The organism is Paracoccus sp. 228 (assembly GCF_000967825.1).
GTDB lineage: Bacteria > Pseudomonadota > Alphaproteobacteria > Rhodobacterales > Rhodobacteraceae > Paracoccus > Paracoccus marcusii.
In genome coordinates this window covers 92,194-106,546 of record NZ_JYGY01000006.1, presented here as the reverse complement: position 1 = coordinate 106,546, position 14,353 = coordinate 92,194, and the positions used below count along the sequence as shown (strand labels likewise).

13 protein-coding genes are annotated in these 14,353 nt (G+C 68.7%); 4 read left to right on the top strand and 9 right to left on the bottom strand.

The genetic code is table 11. The annotated features are described in order from the left end of the window. The first annotated feature begins 56 nt into the window (after window positions 1-56). Genes SY26_RS17240 through tcuB form a run of 3 tightly spaced genes read left to right on the top strand, consistent with a single transcriptional unit; the run spans window position 57 to window position 3,197 of the window. Window positions 57-722, top strand: a complete 666-nt coding sequence (locus SY26_RS17240; RefSeq protein ID WP_045982523.1) for a GntR family transcriptional regulator — start codon at window positions 57-59, stop codon at window positions 720-722. After that, window positions 719-2,113, top strand: a complete 1,395-nt coding sequence (gene tcuA, locus SY26_RS17235; protein ID WP_046001546.1) for an FAD-dependent tricarballylate dehydrogenase TcuA — start codon at window positions 719-721, stop codon at window positions 2,111-2,113. Before SY26_RS17240 ends, tcuA begins: the two co-directional genes overlap by 4 nt. Further along, on the top strand, window positions 2,103-3,197 hold the full coding sequence (gene tcuB / locus SY26_RS17230) for a tricarballylate utilization 4Fe-4S protein TcuB (RefSeq protein WP_046001545.1): 1,095 nt from the start codon (window positions 2,103-2,105) through the stop codon (window positions 3,195-3,197). The genes tcuA and tcuB overlap by 11 nt, the downstream gene beginning before the upstream one ends. Before the next feature lie 68 nt (window positions 3,198-3,265). Here the strand turns inward: tcuB and SY26_RS17225 are convergent, their stop codons facing one another. The 5 genes from SY26_RS17225 to SY26_RS17205 form a co-directional block, all read right to left on the bottom strand. Further along, window positions 3,266-4,360 (bottom strand): 4-oxalomesaconate tautomerase, encoded by a 1,095-nt coding sequence (locus SY26_RS17225; protein WP_046001544.1) that lies wholly within the window; start codon window positions 4,358-4,360, stop codon window positions 3,266-3,268. A 61-nt stretch (window positions 4,361-4,421) separates the two neighbouring features. Beyond that, a complete protein-coding gene (locus SY26_RS17220; RefSeq protein WP_046001543.1) occupies window positions 4,422-6,422 on the bottom strand; it encodes a tripartite tricarboxylate transporter permease in 2,001 nt (666 codons plus the stop codon). Window positions 6,423-6,626: 204 nt separating this feature from the next. Continuing rightward, window positions 6,627-7,724: a tripartite tricarboxylate transporter substrate binding protein gene (locus SY26_RS17215; RefSeq protein ID WP_046001542.1), complete on the bottom strand. Its 1,098-nt coding sequence runs from the start codon at window positions 7,722-7,724 to the stop codon at window positions 6,627-6,629. 98 nt (window positions 7,725-7,822) lie between these two features. Beyond that, window positions 7,823-9,235, bottom strand: coding sequence for a sensor histidine kinase (locus tag SY26_RS17210; protein ID WP_046001541.1), 1,413 nt, complete (start codon window positions 9,233-9,235; stop codon window positions 7,823-7,825). Then, window positions 9,232-9,906, bottom strand: a complete 675-nt coding sequence (locus SY26_RS17205; RefSeq protein ID WP_046001540.1) for a response regulator transcription factor — start codon at window positions 9,904-9,906, stop codon at window positions 9,232-9,234. Before SY26_RS17205 ends, SY26_RS17210 begins: the two co-directional genes overlap by 4 nt. Before the next feature lie 122 nt (window positions 9,907-10,028). Here SY26_RS17205 and SY26_RS17200 point away from each other — a divergent pair, with 122 nt between their 5' ends. After that, window positions 10,029-11,141, top strand: coding sequence for a tripartite tricarboxylate transporter substrate binding protein (locus SY26_RS17200; RefSeq protein ID WP_052715345.1), 1,113 nt, complete (start codon window positions 10,029-10,031; stop codon window positions 11,139-11,141). Here the strand turns inward: SY26_RS17200 and SY26_RS17195 are convergent. The 4 genes from SY26_RS17195 to SY26_RS17180 form a co-directional block, all read right to left on the bottom strand. After that, complete coding sequence (locus SY26_RS17195) at window positions 11,125-12,114, bottom strand: D-2-hydroxyacid dehydrogenase family protein (protein ID WP_046001539.1); 990 nt, start codon at window positions 12,112-12,114, stop codon at window positions 11,125-11,127. The genes SY26_RS17200 and SY26_RS17195 overlap by 17 nt on opposite strands. A 72-nt stretch (window positions 12,115-12,186) precedes the next feature. Continuing rightward, window positions 12,187-12,900 (bottom strand): arsenical resistance protein ArsH, encoded by a 714-nt coding sequence (gene arsH, locus SY26_RS17190; RefSeq protein WP_046001538.1) that lies wholly within the window; start codon window positions 12,898-12,900, stop codon window positions 12,187-12,189. After that, complete coding sequence (gene arsB / locus SY26_RS17185; RefSeq protein WP_046001537.1) at window positions 12,897-13,976, bottom strand: ACR3 family arsenite efflux transporter; 1,080 nt, start codon at window positions 13,974-13,976, stop codon at window positions 12,897-12,899. The genes arsH and arsB overlap by 4 nt, the downstream gene beginning before the upstream one ends. Then, on the bottom strand, window positions 13,973-14,335 hold the full coding sequence (locus SY26_RS17180; RefSeq protein WP_046001536.1) for a helix-turn-helix transcriptional regulator: 363 nt from the start codon (window positions 14,333-14,335) through the stop codon (window positions 13,973-13,975). Before SY26_RS17180 ends, arsB begins: the two co-directional genes overlap by 4 nt. Between the last annotated feature and the right edge of the window lie 18 nt (window positions 14,336-14,353).

The window sequence follows — 14,353 nt, the reverse complement described above, 5'->3', positions numbered from 1 at the left end:
TGACGCTTTATGTATCCAACTGTATGCAGCAGGATGCAACAAGGATCTGCAGGCCCATGACCGACGACACCGACGGCCCCCAGGGGCAATCCGCCTATCGCCGCCTGCTGGCCGACATCAAGTCGGGGCAGCTGCTGCCCGGCGCCCGCCTGCGCGAGACCGAACTGGCCGAGCGCTTGGGCATCTCGCGCACGCCGGTGCGCGAGGCGATCCGGCAGCTGGAGGCCGACGGCCTGGTCACCCACCAGGCGCGCCAGGGGGCCACGATCCGCAACCTGGACTATGCCGAGGTGATCGAGCTGTACGAGATGCGGTCGGTCCTCGAGGGCACGGCCTCGCGCCTTGCCGCGCGGATGGCGCAGCGCGTCGAGGTGGTCGAGCTGACCGAGCTGAACGACGCCTTGGCCGCCAGCGAACCGGGCGCCGCCGCGCAGGAGCTGAACCGCCAGTTCCACCGCACCCTGCTGGACGCCGCGCGCAACCGGTTCCTGGTCAAGACCATGAGCGCGCTGCAAAAGACGCTGCTGATCCTGGGGCCCACGACGCTGGCCGATCCGACCCGCCCCGAGGCCGCCGCGGCCGAGCATGCCGCCGTGATCCGCGCCATCGCCGCCCATGACGGCGACGCGGCCGAGGCCGCGATGCGCGCCCATGTCGAGGCCGCCCTGAACGCGCGCATCCGCGCCATGCGCGGCCGTGAAATACCGATGGAGGACGAATGACCCGATACAGCGACCTTTACGACATCGCGGTGGTCGGCGGCGGCAATGCCGCGCTGTGCGCCGCGATCACCGCGGCCGAGGCCGGCGCGCGGGTCATCATCCTGGAGGGCGCGCCCCTGCCCTATCGCGGCGGCAATTCGCGGCACACGCGCAACTTCCGCTGCATGCATCGCGGCCCGATGTCGCCGCTGACCGGCGCCTATGAAGAGGACGAATACTTCAACGACCTGATGCTGGTCACCAAGGGCAAGACCGACGAACACCTGGCGCGCATGACCATCCGCACCTCCGAGGAGTGCCTGCCCTGGATGCAGGACCACGGGGTCCGCTTTCAGCCGTCCCTGTCGGGCACCCTGTCGCTGTCGCGCACCAACGCCTTCTTCCTGGGCGGGGGCAAGGCGCTGGTGAACGCCTATTACAACACCGCCGCCGACCTGGGCGTCACCATCGTCTACGAGGCGCAGGTCCGCCATGTCCACCGCGAGGGCCAGGCCATCACCCATCTGGACGTCGAGATCGCCGAGGCCCCGCCGGTCACCATCCGCGCGCGGGCCTTCGTGCTGGCATCGGGTGGGTTCCAGGCGGATCTGGACTGGCTGGCGCGGGCCTGGGGGCCGTCGGCGCGCAACTTCCTGATCCGGGGCACGCCCTATAACCGCGGCGTCGTGCTGAAGGACATGCTGGACCAGGGCGCCGACAGCGTGGGCGACCCAACGCAGTGCCACGCCGTGGCTATCGACGGCCGCGCACCGAAATACGACGGCGGCATCGTCACGCGGCTGGACTGCGTGCCCTTCTCGATCGTGGTGAACCGCGACGGCCAGCGCTTCTATGACGAGGGCGAGGATACCTGGCCCAAGCGCTATGCGATCTGGGGCCGCCTGGTCGCGGCCCAGCCCGACCAGGTCGGCTATGCGCTGATCGATGCCAAGTCGATCGACCTGTTCATGCCGTCGGTCTTTCCCCCCATCGTGGCCGACACGATCCCCGAACTGGCCGCCAAGATGGGGCTGGACCCCGCCGCGGTGCAGACCACCGTTTCGGCCTTCAACGCCGCCTGCCGCCCCGGCACGTTCCACCCGACAGAGCTGGACGGGATGGCGACCGAGGGGCTGGACATCCAGAAGACGAACTGGGCCCGCCCGTTGGATACGCCGCCCTATTACGGCTATCAGCTGCGCCCCGGCGTGACCTTCACCTATCTGGGCCTGAAGGTGTCCGACAGCGCGCAGGTCCACACGCCCGACGGGCCGATCACCAACCTGTGGGCCGCCGGAGAGATCATGGCGGGCTCGATCCTGGGCCAGGGCTATCTGGCAGGCTTTGGAATGACCATCGGAACTGTCTTCGGACGCATCGCCGGCAAGGAGGCCGCCGCCCATGTCGCTTGATTTCGCCGCAACCACCCCGCTGACCGCCACCGAGGAGGCCCGCCGCCAGATCGAGATCTGCAATGCCTGCCGTTACTGCGAGGGGTTCTGCTCGGTCTTTCCCGCCATGACGCGCAGCAAGGCCTTTGCCGACGGCGACCTGACGCATCTGTCGAACCTGTGCCACAACTGCCGTGGCTGCCATTATGCCTGCCAGTACACCGCGCCCCATGAATTCGACCTGAACATCCCCGCCGCCCTGGCCGAGGTCCGCCAGGACAGCTGGGAACGCCTGGCGCGGCCGCAGGCGCTGGCCCGGATGTTCCATGAACGCGGCGTCGCCATGGCGGGACTGCTGGTCGTCGCGCTGACGCTGTTCTTCGCGCTGATCGCGGCGGCGCGCCCGACCGGGGGCGAGGGGTTCTATGCCTACATGGCGCACAATATGATGATCGCGATCTTCATCCCCGCCTTCGTCGCGCCCCTGGCGCTGATCGGGCTATCGCTGCGCGACTATTGGCGCGAGGTCGGCGGCGGGCGGGTCCGGCTGCGCCACCTGGCCAAGGCGGGCGACATGGCCGGGCGGATGAAGAACCTGAACGGCGGGCATGGCGACGGCTGCAACTTCGAGGATGGCGACCGCTTCAGCCAGAAACGCCGCATCGCCCATCAGCTGATGATGTGGGGGTTCCTGGCCTGCTTTGCCGCGACATCGTCGGGCACGATCCTGCATTACGTCTTCGGCTGGTACGCCCCCTATCCGCTTTGGGCGCCGCCCAAGCTGCTGGGCGTGCCGGGCGGCATCGCGATGGTCGCGGGCGCGATCGGGCTGGCCGCGCTGAAGCTGCGCGCCGATCCCGACCTGGGCGCGCGCCGGGTCTGGGGCGGAGAGATGGCCTTCATCGTGCTGCTGGGCGCGGTGGCGGCGACGGGGCTTGCGCTCTATGCGGCCACGGGCACGGGGGCGGTCGGCCCGCTGCTGGCGTTCCACCTGGCGACGGTCATGACGCTGTTCCTGCTGATGCCCTTCTCCAAGATGATCCACGGCTTCTTCCGCTTCACCGCGCTGGTGGCCGAGGCCGGGAAGCTGGAAAAGACCCGCTGATCCGTCATCCCCGCGCATGAAAAAGGCCCCGGCTGCGATGCCGGGGCCTTTGTCGTCCAGGGGCGGGCCTATGCCCCGGCCAAGGCGGCCGCGGGGACGAAGACCTCTCCGGTGACCAGCTTGCGCGCGGTGCGGATCGCGCCGGCGCTGACCACCTGCAGGTCGTGACCCCGGCCGCTGGTGCGCAGGGCCACGTCGATCATGCCGCTTGGATGCTCGATCAGGATCTCTCGGTCCTCTCCCTCCGGGCGCTGCGCCAGCCCGTCCGAGACCGACCCCTCCAGGACCGACACCGTCGCCACGCACAGCGCTCCGGTCACCGCGAAGGCGGCATGCGCCTTGTGCGGCACGAAATAGCGCGCGGCGACATGGCCGCCGTCGCGCGGCGCGGCCAGGATCGCGACCTTGGGGATGACCTTTCCGGTCACGTCGCCCAGGCCCATGCGGCGCCCGGCCTCCAGCCGCATCGCCTCCAGCCGGGCAAAGAAGTCGCGGTCGGCGTCCAGTTCGGCGGGGGTCTCATAGCCGGTCTTGCCCAGGTCCGCCGCGCGCAGGATCATCATCGGCACCGCCACGTCGATCAGCGTGACGTCGATGCCGTCGATCTGTTCCAGCAGATGGCCCGAAGGCAGCAGCCCGCTGGTCTTGGATCCGACGATGTCCATGAAGTTCAGCCGCACCGCGGCGGCCGTGCCGGGCACCCCGGCGATGGCCTGATCGCCGTCGTAATCGACCGCACCGTCATCCGTGCTGACCACGGCCTCGATCCGGCTGGCGGTGTTCTCGTTATAGATGACGACGCGCGTCTCGCGGCCGGTTGCCGCGACCATGCCGCGTTCGATGGCAAAGGGACCGACGCCGGCCAGGATGTTGCCGCAGGACGGCCCGGTATCCACCACCGCCTCGGTCACCGAGACCTGGGCGAACAGATAGTCGACATCCACCCCCTCGCGCGCGGAGGGACGCACCATCGCCACCTTGGAGGTCAGCGTGTCCGCGCCCCCGATGCCGTCGATCTGGCGCGCATCGGGCGAGCCCATCGCCGCCAGCAGCACGCGGTCGCGCGCGGTCGTGTCGGCAGGCAGGTCGTCGGTGCGGAAATAAGGCCCCTTCGAGGTACCGCCGCGCATGATGATGACGGGAATGCCGTGCTGTTTGGCCATGTTGTTCCTCCGTTCGTTCAACAGGAATGGCCCGCGCCTTTCGGTGCGGGCCAAGCTTTCGTCAAGAGACCAGCGGCCAGGGCAGCCGGTCGTAGAAGTGGTTCTGAAGCAGCCCCTCGGGCAGGATCAGATTCAGCGCCGATGTCAGGATCAGCAGGATAATCGCCCCCATCAGCGTCAAGAGCAGGGTCTGCACCCAGCCAGACCTGGCGACGATGCGCAGGAACGCCACGAAGAACAGCACGACCGCCAGGAAATAGCCGACCAGCGCGATGGTGGCGACAAAGCCCACCAGCCAGCCGATGTATTTCAGCGGCGTCATCGGGCCCAGCTGGTCCGACACCTCCTTGGATTCCGCGTCGAAGACCGCCCCACTGGACCGGTTGCCGCGGATCTGCGGCCACAGGACCATGGCCGCCGTGGCCATGCCCACGACCGCGATGCTGACCGGGAAGATGCGGCCCAGCTGCGACAGGTTGATCGTCTCCATAAAGGTGAAGACGAACAGCGCCATGATGCCCAGGGTGAAGGCGATCTGCGGCCACATGGGCTGGGTCAGGGTCGCGGCGGACTTGCCCTCGACCTCGATCTTGCTGCCGCTCTTCTTCTGGGAATACATGCTGAAGCCGACGGACAGCAGGATGATCGCGCCGATGATCAGCACGATGGGACGCTGGAACGCGTTCCACCCCGAGAACTGCAGCGCCTGGTACAGATAGCGTTCGGCCTGCGTGGCCAGAACGAAGCCGATCAGGAAGGCCGGGCGCGGCCAGCCGAACCGGCGCAGCATCATGCCGACGACGCCCAGCACCACCAGCGCCACCAGATCATAGAGCGAGCGGTTGGGCTGGAACGCGGCAAAGGTGATGACCAGGATCATGAACGGCGCGACCAGGGGATAGCGCACGACCGTGACCTTGGCGATGGCGGGCGCCAGCAGGATGCACAGCGCCGTGCCCAGGACGTTGGCGATCGCCAGCGACCAGACGATCGTGTAGGTCACGTCCAGGTTGGTGCTGACCATCGACGGCCCGGGCTGCAGGCCGATCAGGATCATGCCGGCCAGGAAGATCGCCATGGACCCCGACCCGGGAATGCCGAACAGCAGGGTCGGCACCAGGCCGCCGCCATCCTTGGAGGCGGTGGTCGATTCCACCGCGATGACGCCGCGGATGTCGCCCTTGCCGAACTGGCTCTTGTCGCGCGAGGTCTGCACGACGTGGCCATAGGCGATCCAGTCGACGACCGATCCGCCCAGGCCCGGGATCATGCCCAGCATCGCGCCAAGCGCCGCCAGCCGCAGCGTCAGCCAGCGGTACATCCAGGTGTCCTTCAGCCCCTGCGACCAGCCGGCGCCGATGGCAGAGCCTTCCTGCGCGATCGAGCTGTTGCGGCGCAGAAGGTCACCGATCTCGGGGATGGCGAACAGCGCCAAGCCCACGATGACCAGCGGGACGCCGTTCATCAGATACAGCGAGCCGAACTCCATCCGGTATTCGCCGGTGGCGGGCGCCGCGCCGACCGCGCCAAGCGCAAGCCCCGCCGCGCAGGCGGCGACGCCCTTGGCCAGGCTGGAGCCGGACAGCGCGCCGACCATCGACAGGCCGAACATGGTCAGCATGAACAGTTCGGCCGCGCCGAAGGACAGGATCAGCGGGCGCGCGATCAGCACGCAGACCGTCAGGACCAGCGCCCCGAACAGACCGCCGATGAACGAGGCCGAGAATGCCGCGCTGAGCGCGCGGGCCGCCTGGCCCTTCTTGGCCAGCGGAAAGCCGTCCAGGATCGTCGCCTGCGAGGCCGACGACCCCGGGATCCCCATGAGGATCGAGGCGAAGGTGTCCGATGTGGACAGGACCGGCAGGATGCCGATCAGCATCGCCAGCGCCAGCGTCGGTTCCATGCCATAGACGAAGGGCAGCAGCAGCGACATCCCGACGATGCCGCCCAGGCCGGGCAGGACGCCCACGACCAGGCCGGTCAGGACGCCGATCATCAGGTACTGGATATGTTGGAACGTCAGCACAGTGCCGAGCGCAGAAAGTATCGCGTCAGTGACCATGGTAAGCCCTTGGACCTTCTGATGGGGTGATGGCGCCGTGCAGCACGCGCGTCGCAGGACGCGGCGGCATGCCGCCGGGGGCGATCACCCGGTTTGCGGGGAACCGGCCGCACTCGGGCCCGGGCTGCGTGTCGCAGGGGCATCGTGGCGCGGTCGGAACGGGGGGCGGGCGGCGCGCGTGTCGCGTGCCGCCCGCGGGTCAGGTCAGTCCAGCATCACGCTGTGGTTCTCGCTCAGATAGGTGCGAACCCATTCGCGGGCCTCAGGGTCGATGGTGGTCGCGACCTTGTAAAGATCGACGACCTCGTCGCCCACGGCCTGGTCATAATCGCCCAGCACCTCGCCCGAACTGGCGATCAGCTCCGGATCCTGGACCGCGGCGGCGAATGCGTCGCGATAGGCCTGCACGATGTTCTCGGGCGTGCCGCCGGGCAGCATCGCGGGCTTCTGCGCGGCAAAGCCCGAGCTGAAGAACGCCTTGTACGCCTCGAAGGCCACGCCCGAGGGCGGCTCTCCGTGCATCATCTCGTAGGCTTCGACGAAATGCGGGATGTCCGGGAAGGACGGGTCGCGCTGCACGTTGCCTTCCGCGTCCAGCACCCCGTAGGAGAACAGCGGCACGGCCGAGCCTTCCTCGACCAGGGGTGCCACATTCGTCAGATAGGCCGACGAGGTCTGATAGTCGATCGTGGCCTCGCCACGCTCGAACGCCAGGCGGCCGTCGCCGCGTCCGGTCATGCCGAAAACGTGGCGCACGTTCAGGCCCATCACCTCGAAGGCCAGCATCGGCACCAGGTCCAGCGAGGTCGCGCCCTGGCTGGCATAGACCAGTTCGGTGTCGGCCAGCTTGCCCAGTTCGGACGCGTCGGCCACACCGGCGCTGGCCGGGATGTAGACCACGCCGCCCGTGGGCGAGACCAGCACCGGCTCGAAATCGGCATAGTCATAGCGGACGCGCGTGTCGCCCAGCAGGAACGGGAACTGCGTCGAACCCGACGTGCCCAGCAGCTGCAGGCCGTTCGGACGCGCGCGGGCCGCGAATTCGTTGGTTCCGGTGATCGAGCCGCCGCCGGGGACGTTGCGGATGATCACGTTGGGATTGCCGGGCAGATGCCGCGACAGGTAGGGGGCGAAGAAACGCGCCCAGACATCCGAACCGCCGCCTTCCGAAAAGGGAACCCACCATTCGACGGTCTGGCCCGAGAAATCGACGTCCTGCGCGGTGGCGGGGGCTGCGGTCAGGCTGGCGGCCACGAATGCGGCGGCGACGGCGCCCTTGAGGCGACGCAGTGTTGCTTGCATGTTTTTATTCCTCCCATTGGTCCGGCACCTGGGGCACCGGGCGAACGGGACAGTCATCGCACATGAAGCTGTCCAAAGACTGTCAGGATGCCGCTGCGTTAACTTTTTCTGCCCGATGGGGCATCAGCCGCTGCCAAGGGAAGCGTCAGCAGGATGACGCAACCGCGGTCGGACGGTTCGACACGCGCGTCGCCGCCCGCGCGCCCGGCGATGGCGCGCACGATGGGCAGGCCCAGCCCCGATCCGCCGTCATCCGCTGTGCTGACGCGGAAGAATCGCTCGAACACCGCGTCGTGCAGCTGGGCGGGGATGCCGTCGCCCTGGTCGCGCACGCGCAGCGCGGCCATGCCCCCGTCGCGCGACAGTTCCAGCCGCAGCGCGCTGCCCTGGGGGGTGCCGTATTTCAGGGCATTGTCGATCAGGTTGTCGACCGCCTCCTCCAGCAGGACGGGGTTCGCGGCCACGGGCAGCGGCCCCTCGACCCCGTCCAGGGACAGGTCGACCTCGCGGCGCAGGGCCGCGGGCACATGGCGGCGCGCGACCTCGGCCACGATCTGCGCCAGATCGGCGGGGGCGCCGCCCTGCGCGTCCAGCGCGTCGCTGGCCGCGTCCAGCCGCAGCATCTGCTGGGTCAGGCGCGACAGGCGGCGGGACAGTTCGTGCAGGTCGGTCAGCCGCTGCTGGCGGTCGGCATCCGATCGCGCGTGCAGCGCGGATTCCGCCTGCGCCTGGATCGCGGCCACGGGGTTGCGCAGCTGATGCGCCGCGTTCGAGATGAACGCCCGCCGCCGGTCCAGTTCCGCGCCAAGCCGCTGGAACAGTCCGTTGATGGTCGCGACCAGCGGCACGACCTCGCGCGGGACGCGGCGGCGGATCGGGCGCAGCTCCTGGGGATTGCGCAGGGCGACCGCGTCGCGCAGGTCGGTCAGCGGCGACAGGCCGCGATTGATGCCGAACCAGACCAGCGCCGCCCCCAGGGCCACCATCAGCGCGACGACCGCTGCCGCCTGTCCCAGCATCTGCAGGGTCAGCGCCTCGCGCCGGGTCACGGTCTGCCAGACGCGCACGGTCGTCCAGCCGTCCAGTTCGGGATCGGTGATGTATTCGCGCAGCACCACCGCGCGGACCGGCTGGTCGTTGTAGACGGCGTTGTAGAAGACGGGCACGGCCTCGGGGTATTCGCGGCCCGCCGGGATGGGCGGCGCATCGGTGCGCCCCACGATGAAGCGCCCGCCCGCGGCATGGACCTGATAGAACAGCGGATCCCCGATCGCGCCCTGCAGCGATGTCAGCAGCGATTCCGCGATCAGGTCGCCCTTGGTCACCATGACCTCGCGCGCGACGGCATGGGCCACCACCTTCAGCGTGTCGTCATAGAGGTTGCGCGACATGTCGCGCGCCATCCAGTGCAGCACCACGCTGGCCAGGACCGCCAGCACGAACTGTGGTACCACGATCAGCACGAACAGCCGCGTCCGCAGGCTGACCGCGCGACCGTCGGGCGCGGTCATGCGGGTCCGTCCTGCTGCAGGATATAGCCCAGCCCGCGGATCGACCGGATCTGCACCCCGCCGCCGTCGATCTTGCGCCGCAGCCGCGAGACCAGCAGTTCGACCGCGTTCACGTCCACGTCCGCGCCGGTGCCGTAGATGCTGTCGCACAGGGCCGATTTCGCGACAACGCGTTCGGCGTTGTCGAACAGCGCCTCCCACAGGGCCAGCTCCCGGCGGGACAGCTCGATCACCCCGTCGGGCCCGCTGAGGCGGCGCCCCGCGCGGTCGAAGGACAGCCCGCCGATCGTCTCGACCATCTGACCGCGCTTGCCGCGGCGCCGGCCCAAAGCACGGACGCGTGCGCACAGCTCTTCCATCTCGAAGGGCTTGGTCATGTAGTCGTCGGCCCCGGCATCCAGCCCCGCCACCCGGTCCTCCAGCCTGTCGCGTGCGGTCAGGACCAGCACCGGGATGTCCAGGTCCATTGCGATGGTGCGGCGGATCACGTCCAAGCCGCCAAGCCGCGGCAGGTTCATGTCGACGATGGCCAGATCGGCGCCGTCATGGGTCAGGAAGTCCAGCCCATCCTGCCCGTCGGCCAGCCAGTCGACGGAATGGCCCTGCTCGCGCAGCGCCTGCTCGACCGCGCGGGCCAGCATCTGGTTGTCTTCGATCAGGACGATCCGCATGGCCTTCGCCTCGGCTCGGGGGACTTTTCCCTCTTAGGGGGTGGATCGGCGAAGATACAGCCCCTAAACATGACGCAGCAGGGAGAGACGGCCGCAAGGTCGCCACGCCAGGGAGGCAAGCCATGCGACACGCACCGACCGCGCACGGCTTTGCCGGCGCGCTGATGATCTGCGTCACCGCCGCGATGGCGATTTTGTCGCCGCGCGCGGCCACGGCTCAGGATGTCGACTTTGCCGGCCAGACGGTCGAACTGGTCATCCCGTTCTCTCAGGGCGGGGGGTCGGATGTCTGGGCGCGGTTCCACGCGCCGCTGCTGGCGCGTCACCTGCCGGGGCAGCCCTCGATCGTGGTGCGCAACGAACCGGGCAGCGGCGGCACGCGCGGCTCGAACGCCTTCGCCGAAGACGCGTCGGCCGACGGGCTCAGCCTGCTGGGCACGTCGGGATCGTCGCTGTTCGCCTATCTGCTGGGCGATTTCCGCGTGCGGTACGATTTCGACGACTGGTCGGTGCTGATGGCATCGCCCACGGGCGGCGTGGTCTATGTGGCGGGCGATCTGGGGGTCGCATCCTGGCGCGACATCGCGGCGCTTCAGGACCACCAGCTGGTCTTTGCCAGCCAGGGGATCACCTCGTTGGACCTCGTGCCGATGCTGGCCTTCCGGGTGCTGGGCCTGGATGCGAACTATGTCTTCGGTTATACCGGCCGGCACGACGGGCTGGAGGCGATGCGCCTTCACGAGGTCAATATCGACTATCAGACCACCTCGGCCTATCTGCAGAACGTGGCGCCGATGGTCGCCGCAGGCGATGCGGTGCCGCTGTTCAGCTGGGGAATCGTGGACGCCGATGGCAGCGTCCGGCGCGACCCGACCTTCCCCGACCTGCCCACGCTGGAGGAGCTGTACGAGCACCTGCACGGCACGCAGCCGTCAGGGCCGGAATACGACGCCTATCGCGTCTTTGCATCGGCAGGGTTCGCGGCGCAGAAGATGCTGGTCCTGCCCGGCGACACCCCGCCCGCGATCCGCGAGACCTGGCTGCAGGCGATCCGCGCGGCGCGCAGCGACCCCGAATACATCGCGCGCGCGCCGGCGATCCTGGGCGCCTATCAGTCGCTGGTCGGCGACGATGCCCAGCACCTGGCCGCCAGCGTGACGCGCATCGACGATGCCACCCGCCGCTTCGTGCTGGAATGGCTGGCCGACGAATATTCGATCAGGTTGACGGAGTAGCCTGCGGCCCGCCCCCGATGACGCGGATCGGCCCGCCGGCCTTCCAGGCCTCGACCGCCTCGACGGTCTGGCGGTAGAACATCCGGAACGTCTGGTCGCTGACATAGCCCAGATGCGGCGTGACCAGCAGCTGCCCGCTGTCGATCAGGTCGCGATCCAGGACCGGCGCCCCGTCGGGCAGCGGCTCGACGTCATGCACGTCCAGCGCGGCACCGCCCAAGCGTCCGGCGCGCAGCGCCGCCAGCAGCGGGTCCACCTGCACGATCGGCCCGCGGGATGTGTTCAGCAGCAGCGCGTCGGGACGCATCAGCGCCAGTTCCCGCGCCCCGAACAGGCCGCGCGTCGTGTCGGACAGCACCAGGTTGATCGACACGATGTCCGATCCTTGCAGCAGCGCATCAAGATCGGGCGCATGGCGCACCCCGTCGGCCGCAGCCCGATCCGCCGTCAGGCTGCGCGACCAAGCCAGGATCTCGACCCCGAAGGGCCGCGCCAGCGTGGCGACCTGGCGCCCGATACGGCCAAAGCCCGCGATGCCAAGCGTCAGCCCGGACAGGTCGCGGCCCATGCCCGTCTGCCAGCCCCCGGCGGCGGCGGAATTGGCCTCGGGGACGATGCGCCGGGTCAGGGCCAGCATCAGCGCCATCACGAATTCGGCGGTGGTCGTCCCCCGTGATTGCGTGCCGCAGACGGTGATGCCGCGTTCCTGCGCGGCGGCCACATCGATCGACAGGTTGCGGGCCCCGGTGGTCACGATCAGCTTGAGGTTCGGAAGGGCGCGGATCAGCGCGCCGTCCAGCGGCGTCCGTTCCCGCATGACGCACAGCACGTCGAAGGGCGCCAGCGTCGCGGCCAGTTCGGCGGGGTCGGTCATCGTACGGTGAAAGACCGTGACATCGTCGCCCTGCGGCCAGTCGGCATATCGGCGCGCCACGTCGGCGTAGTCGTCAAGAACCGCTATCTTCAGTGCCATGGAGTGCCTTCCGGGATCGGGTCGGACCGACTGTCGGCAACCCCGGCGGCACCGTCAAGCCTGCACGACCCGTCAGACCGCCTGGCCCTGGTTCACCCGCCGCGACAGCGCCTCGTGGCTTTCGACGCGTTCCGAGTAGCGGTCGACCAGTTGATCGCGGATGTCGCGGGTCAGCAGGGTAAAGCGCACCAGTTCCTCCATCACGTCCACGATGCGGTCGTGATAGGGGGACGGCTTCATGCGGCCGTCGTCGTCGAATTCATCCCATGCCTTGGCGACCGAGGACTGGTTCGGGATTGTCAGCAGCCGCATCCAGCGGCCCAGAATGCGCAGCTGGTTCACGGTGTTGAAGCTTTGGCTGCCACCGCAGACCTGCATCACCGCCAGCGTCTTGCCCTGCGTGGGGCGCACGCCGCCCAGGGACAGCGGGATCCAGTCGATCTGCGTCTTGATCACCCCGGTCATCGCGCCGTGGCGTTCGGGCGAACACCAGACCATCCCCTCGGACCAGCCGACCAGGTCGCGCAGTTCGGCCACCTTGGGATGGTCGGCCTCGGTCGCATCGGCCAAGGGCAGGCCGCGGGGATCGAAGATGCGCGGTTCGGCCCCCAGGGCGGTCAGCATGCGGGCGGCCTCCTCTGTCGCGAAGCGAGAGAAACTGCGCTCGCGCAGCGATCCATACAGCATCAGGATCCGTGGCGGATGGCTGCTGCGGGCGGCGGGCACGAGGTCGGCGGCCCGGACCGGGCGAAAGGCATCGGGGTTCAGGGTCGCGGCATCGCTCATCGGGCAGGTCCTTTCGGTGCGGGGGCTGAAGAGAGGTCCGGGAACCGACCCCGCGTACGGTTGGCGAAGGCGACCAGGGACAGCATCACCGGCACCTCGACCAGCACGCCGACCACCGTGGCCAGCGCGGCACCGGAATTCAGGCCGAACAGGCTGATGGCGACCGCGACTGCCAGTTCGAAGAAATTGGACGTGCCGATCATCGCGCAGGGGGCCGCGATGCGGTGCGGCACGCGCATCAGCCAGGCCGCGCCATAGCCGATGGCAAAGATCAGATAGCTTTGGATCAGGATCGGCACGGCGATCAGCGCGATGATGGCCGGGCGGTCCAGGATGGTCCGGCCCTGCAGGCCGAACAGGATCGCGACCGTCGCGATCAGCCCCAGGACCGACAGGGGCTTGACCCGCGCCGAGAACGCCTCGATCCGGGCGGGGTCGCGCAGGAAGTGCCGCGTCAGCAGGCCCGCCGCCAGCGGCAGCACCACATAGAGGACGGTTGCAAGGACCAGCGTCTGCCACGGCACCGCGATGTCGGTCACGCCCAGCAGCAGGGCCACGATGGGGGCAAAGGCCACGACCATGATCAGGTCGTTCACCGACACCTGCACCAGGGTATAGGTCGCGTCCCCCCGTGTCAGCTGCGACCAGACAAAGACCATCGCGGTGCAGGGCGCGGCGCCCAGCAGGATCAGACCGGCGATGTATTGCTGCGCATCCTGCGGCGCGATCCAGGGGGCGAAGACGTGATCGAAGAACAGCACCGCCAGCAGCGCCATCGTGAAGGGTTTGACCAGCCAGTTCACCACCAGCGTGATCAGCAGGCCCCTGGGCTGCCGGGCGACGCCGCCGATGGCCGCGAAATCGACGCTGACCATCATCGGATAGACCATCGCCCAGATCAGCACCGCGACGACGAGGTTGATCGAGGCGACCTCGGCCGCGGCGATAGCCTGCACGGCGCCGGGTGCCAGTGCGCCCAAGGCCAGCCCGGCGATCATCGCCAGCGCGACCCACAGGGTCAGCCAGCGTTCGAACACGCCAAGGGGGCTGGGCTGTGCGGGGGACGCTTCGGTCATGGGGCGGCATCCGTGCATGTCATGGGCCCGCAAGTGCAGGCGATCTGGTCCAGTACCGGCTGGCACAGGTCGGGGCGGCCGCCGCAGCAGTCCTGCAGCAGAAAACCCAGCAGGCCGCCCATCGTGTCCATTCGCGCGAAATAGCGGATCGAGCGCCCCTCGCGGACCGACCGGACCAGGGCCGCGGCGGTCAGGATGGTCAGGTTGTTCGACAGCGTGTTCGGGCGGATGTCCAGCCGCGTGGCGATGTCGCCGGCCGCCATGCCCGCGGGCCCCGCCTGCACCAGCAGACGAAAGACGTCCAGGCGGATGTCATGGGCCAGCGCGGACAGGACGTCCAGGGTGCGGTTCTTTTCCATACTTCATGTTATACAGAA

Bases quoted from the DNA above. Each gene is read 5' to 3' on its own strand.
- arsH (WP_046001538.1), bottom strand. From the start codon at position 12,900: ATGAGCGATGCCGCGACCCTGAACCCCGATGCCTTTCGCCCGGTCCGG.
- SY26_RS17220 (WP_046001543.1), bottom strand. From the start codon at position 6,422: ATGGTCACTGACGCGATACTTTCTGCGCTCGGCACTGTGCTGACGTTC.
- tcuB (WP_046001545.1), top strand. From the start codon at position 2,103: ATGTCGCTTGATTTCGCCGCAACCACCCCGCTGACCGCCACCGAGGAG.
- tcuA (WP_046001546.1), top strand. From the start codon at position 719: ATGACCCGATACAGCGACCTTTACGACATCGCGGTGGTCGGCGGCGGC.
- SY26_RS17225 (WP_046001544.1), bottom strand. From the start codon at position 4,360: ATGGCCAAACAGCACGGCATTCCCGTCATCATCATGCGCGGCGGTACC.
- arsB (WP_046001537.1), bottom strand. From the start codon at position 13,976: ATGACCGAAGCGTCCCCCGCACAGCCCAGCCCCCTTGGCGTGTTCGAA.
- SY26_RS17215 (WP_046001542.1), bottom strand. From the start codon at position 7,724: ATGCAAGCAACACTGCGTCGCCTCAAGGGCGCCGTCGCCGCCGCATTC.
- SY26_RS17210 (WP_046001541.1), bottom strand. From the start codon at position 9,235: ATGACCGCGCCCGACGGTCGCGCGGTCAGCCTGCGGACGCGGCTGTTC.
- SY26_RS17180 (WP_046001536.1), bottom strand. From the start codon at position 14,335: ATGGAAAAGAACCGCACCCTGGACGTCCTGTCCGCGCTGGCCCATGAC.
- SY26_RS17240 (WP_045982523.1), top strand. From the start codon at position 57: ATGACCGACGACACCGACGGCCCCCAGGGGCAATCCGCCTATCGCCGC.
- SY26_RS17195 (WP_046001539.1), bottom strand. From the start codon at position 12,114: ATGGCACTGAAGATAGCGGTTCTTGACGACTACGCCGACGTGGCGCGC.
- SY26_RS17205 (WP_046001540.1), bottom strand. From the start codon at position 9,906: ATGCGGATCGTCCTGATCGAAGACAACCAGATGCTGGCCCGCGCGGTC.
- SY26_RS17200 (WP_052715345.1), top strand. From the start codon at position 10,029: ATGCGACACGCACCGACCGCGCACGGCTTTGCCGGCGCGCTGATGATC.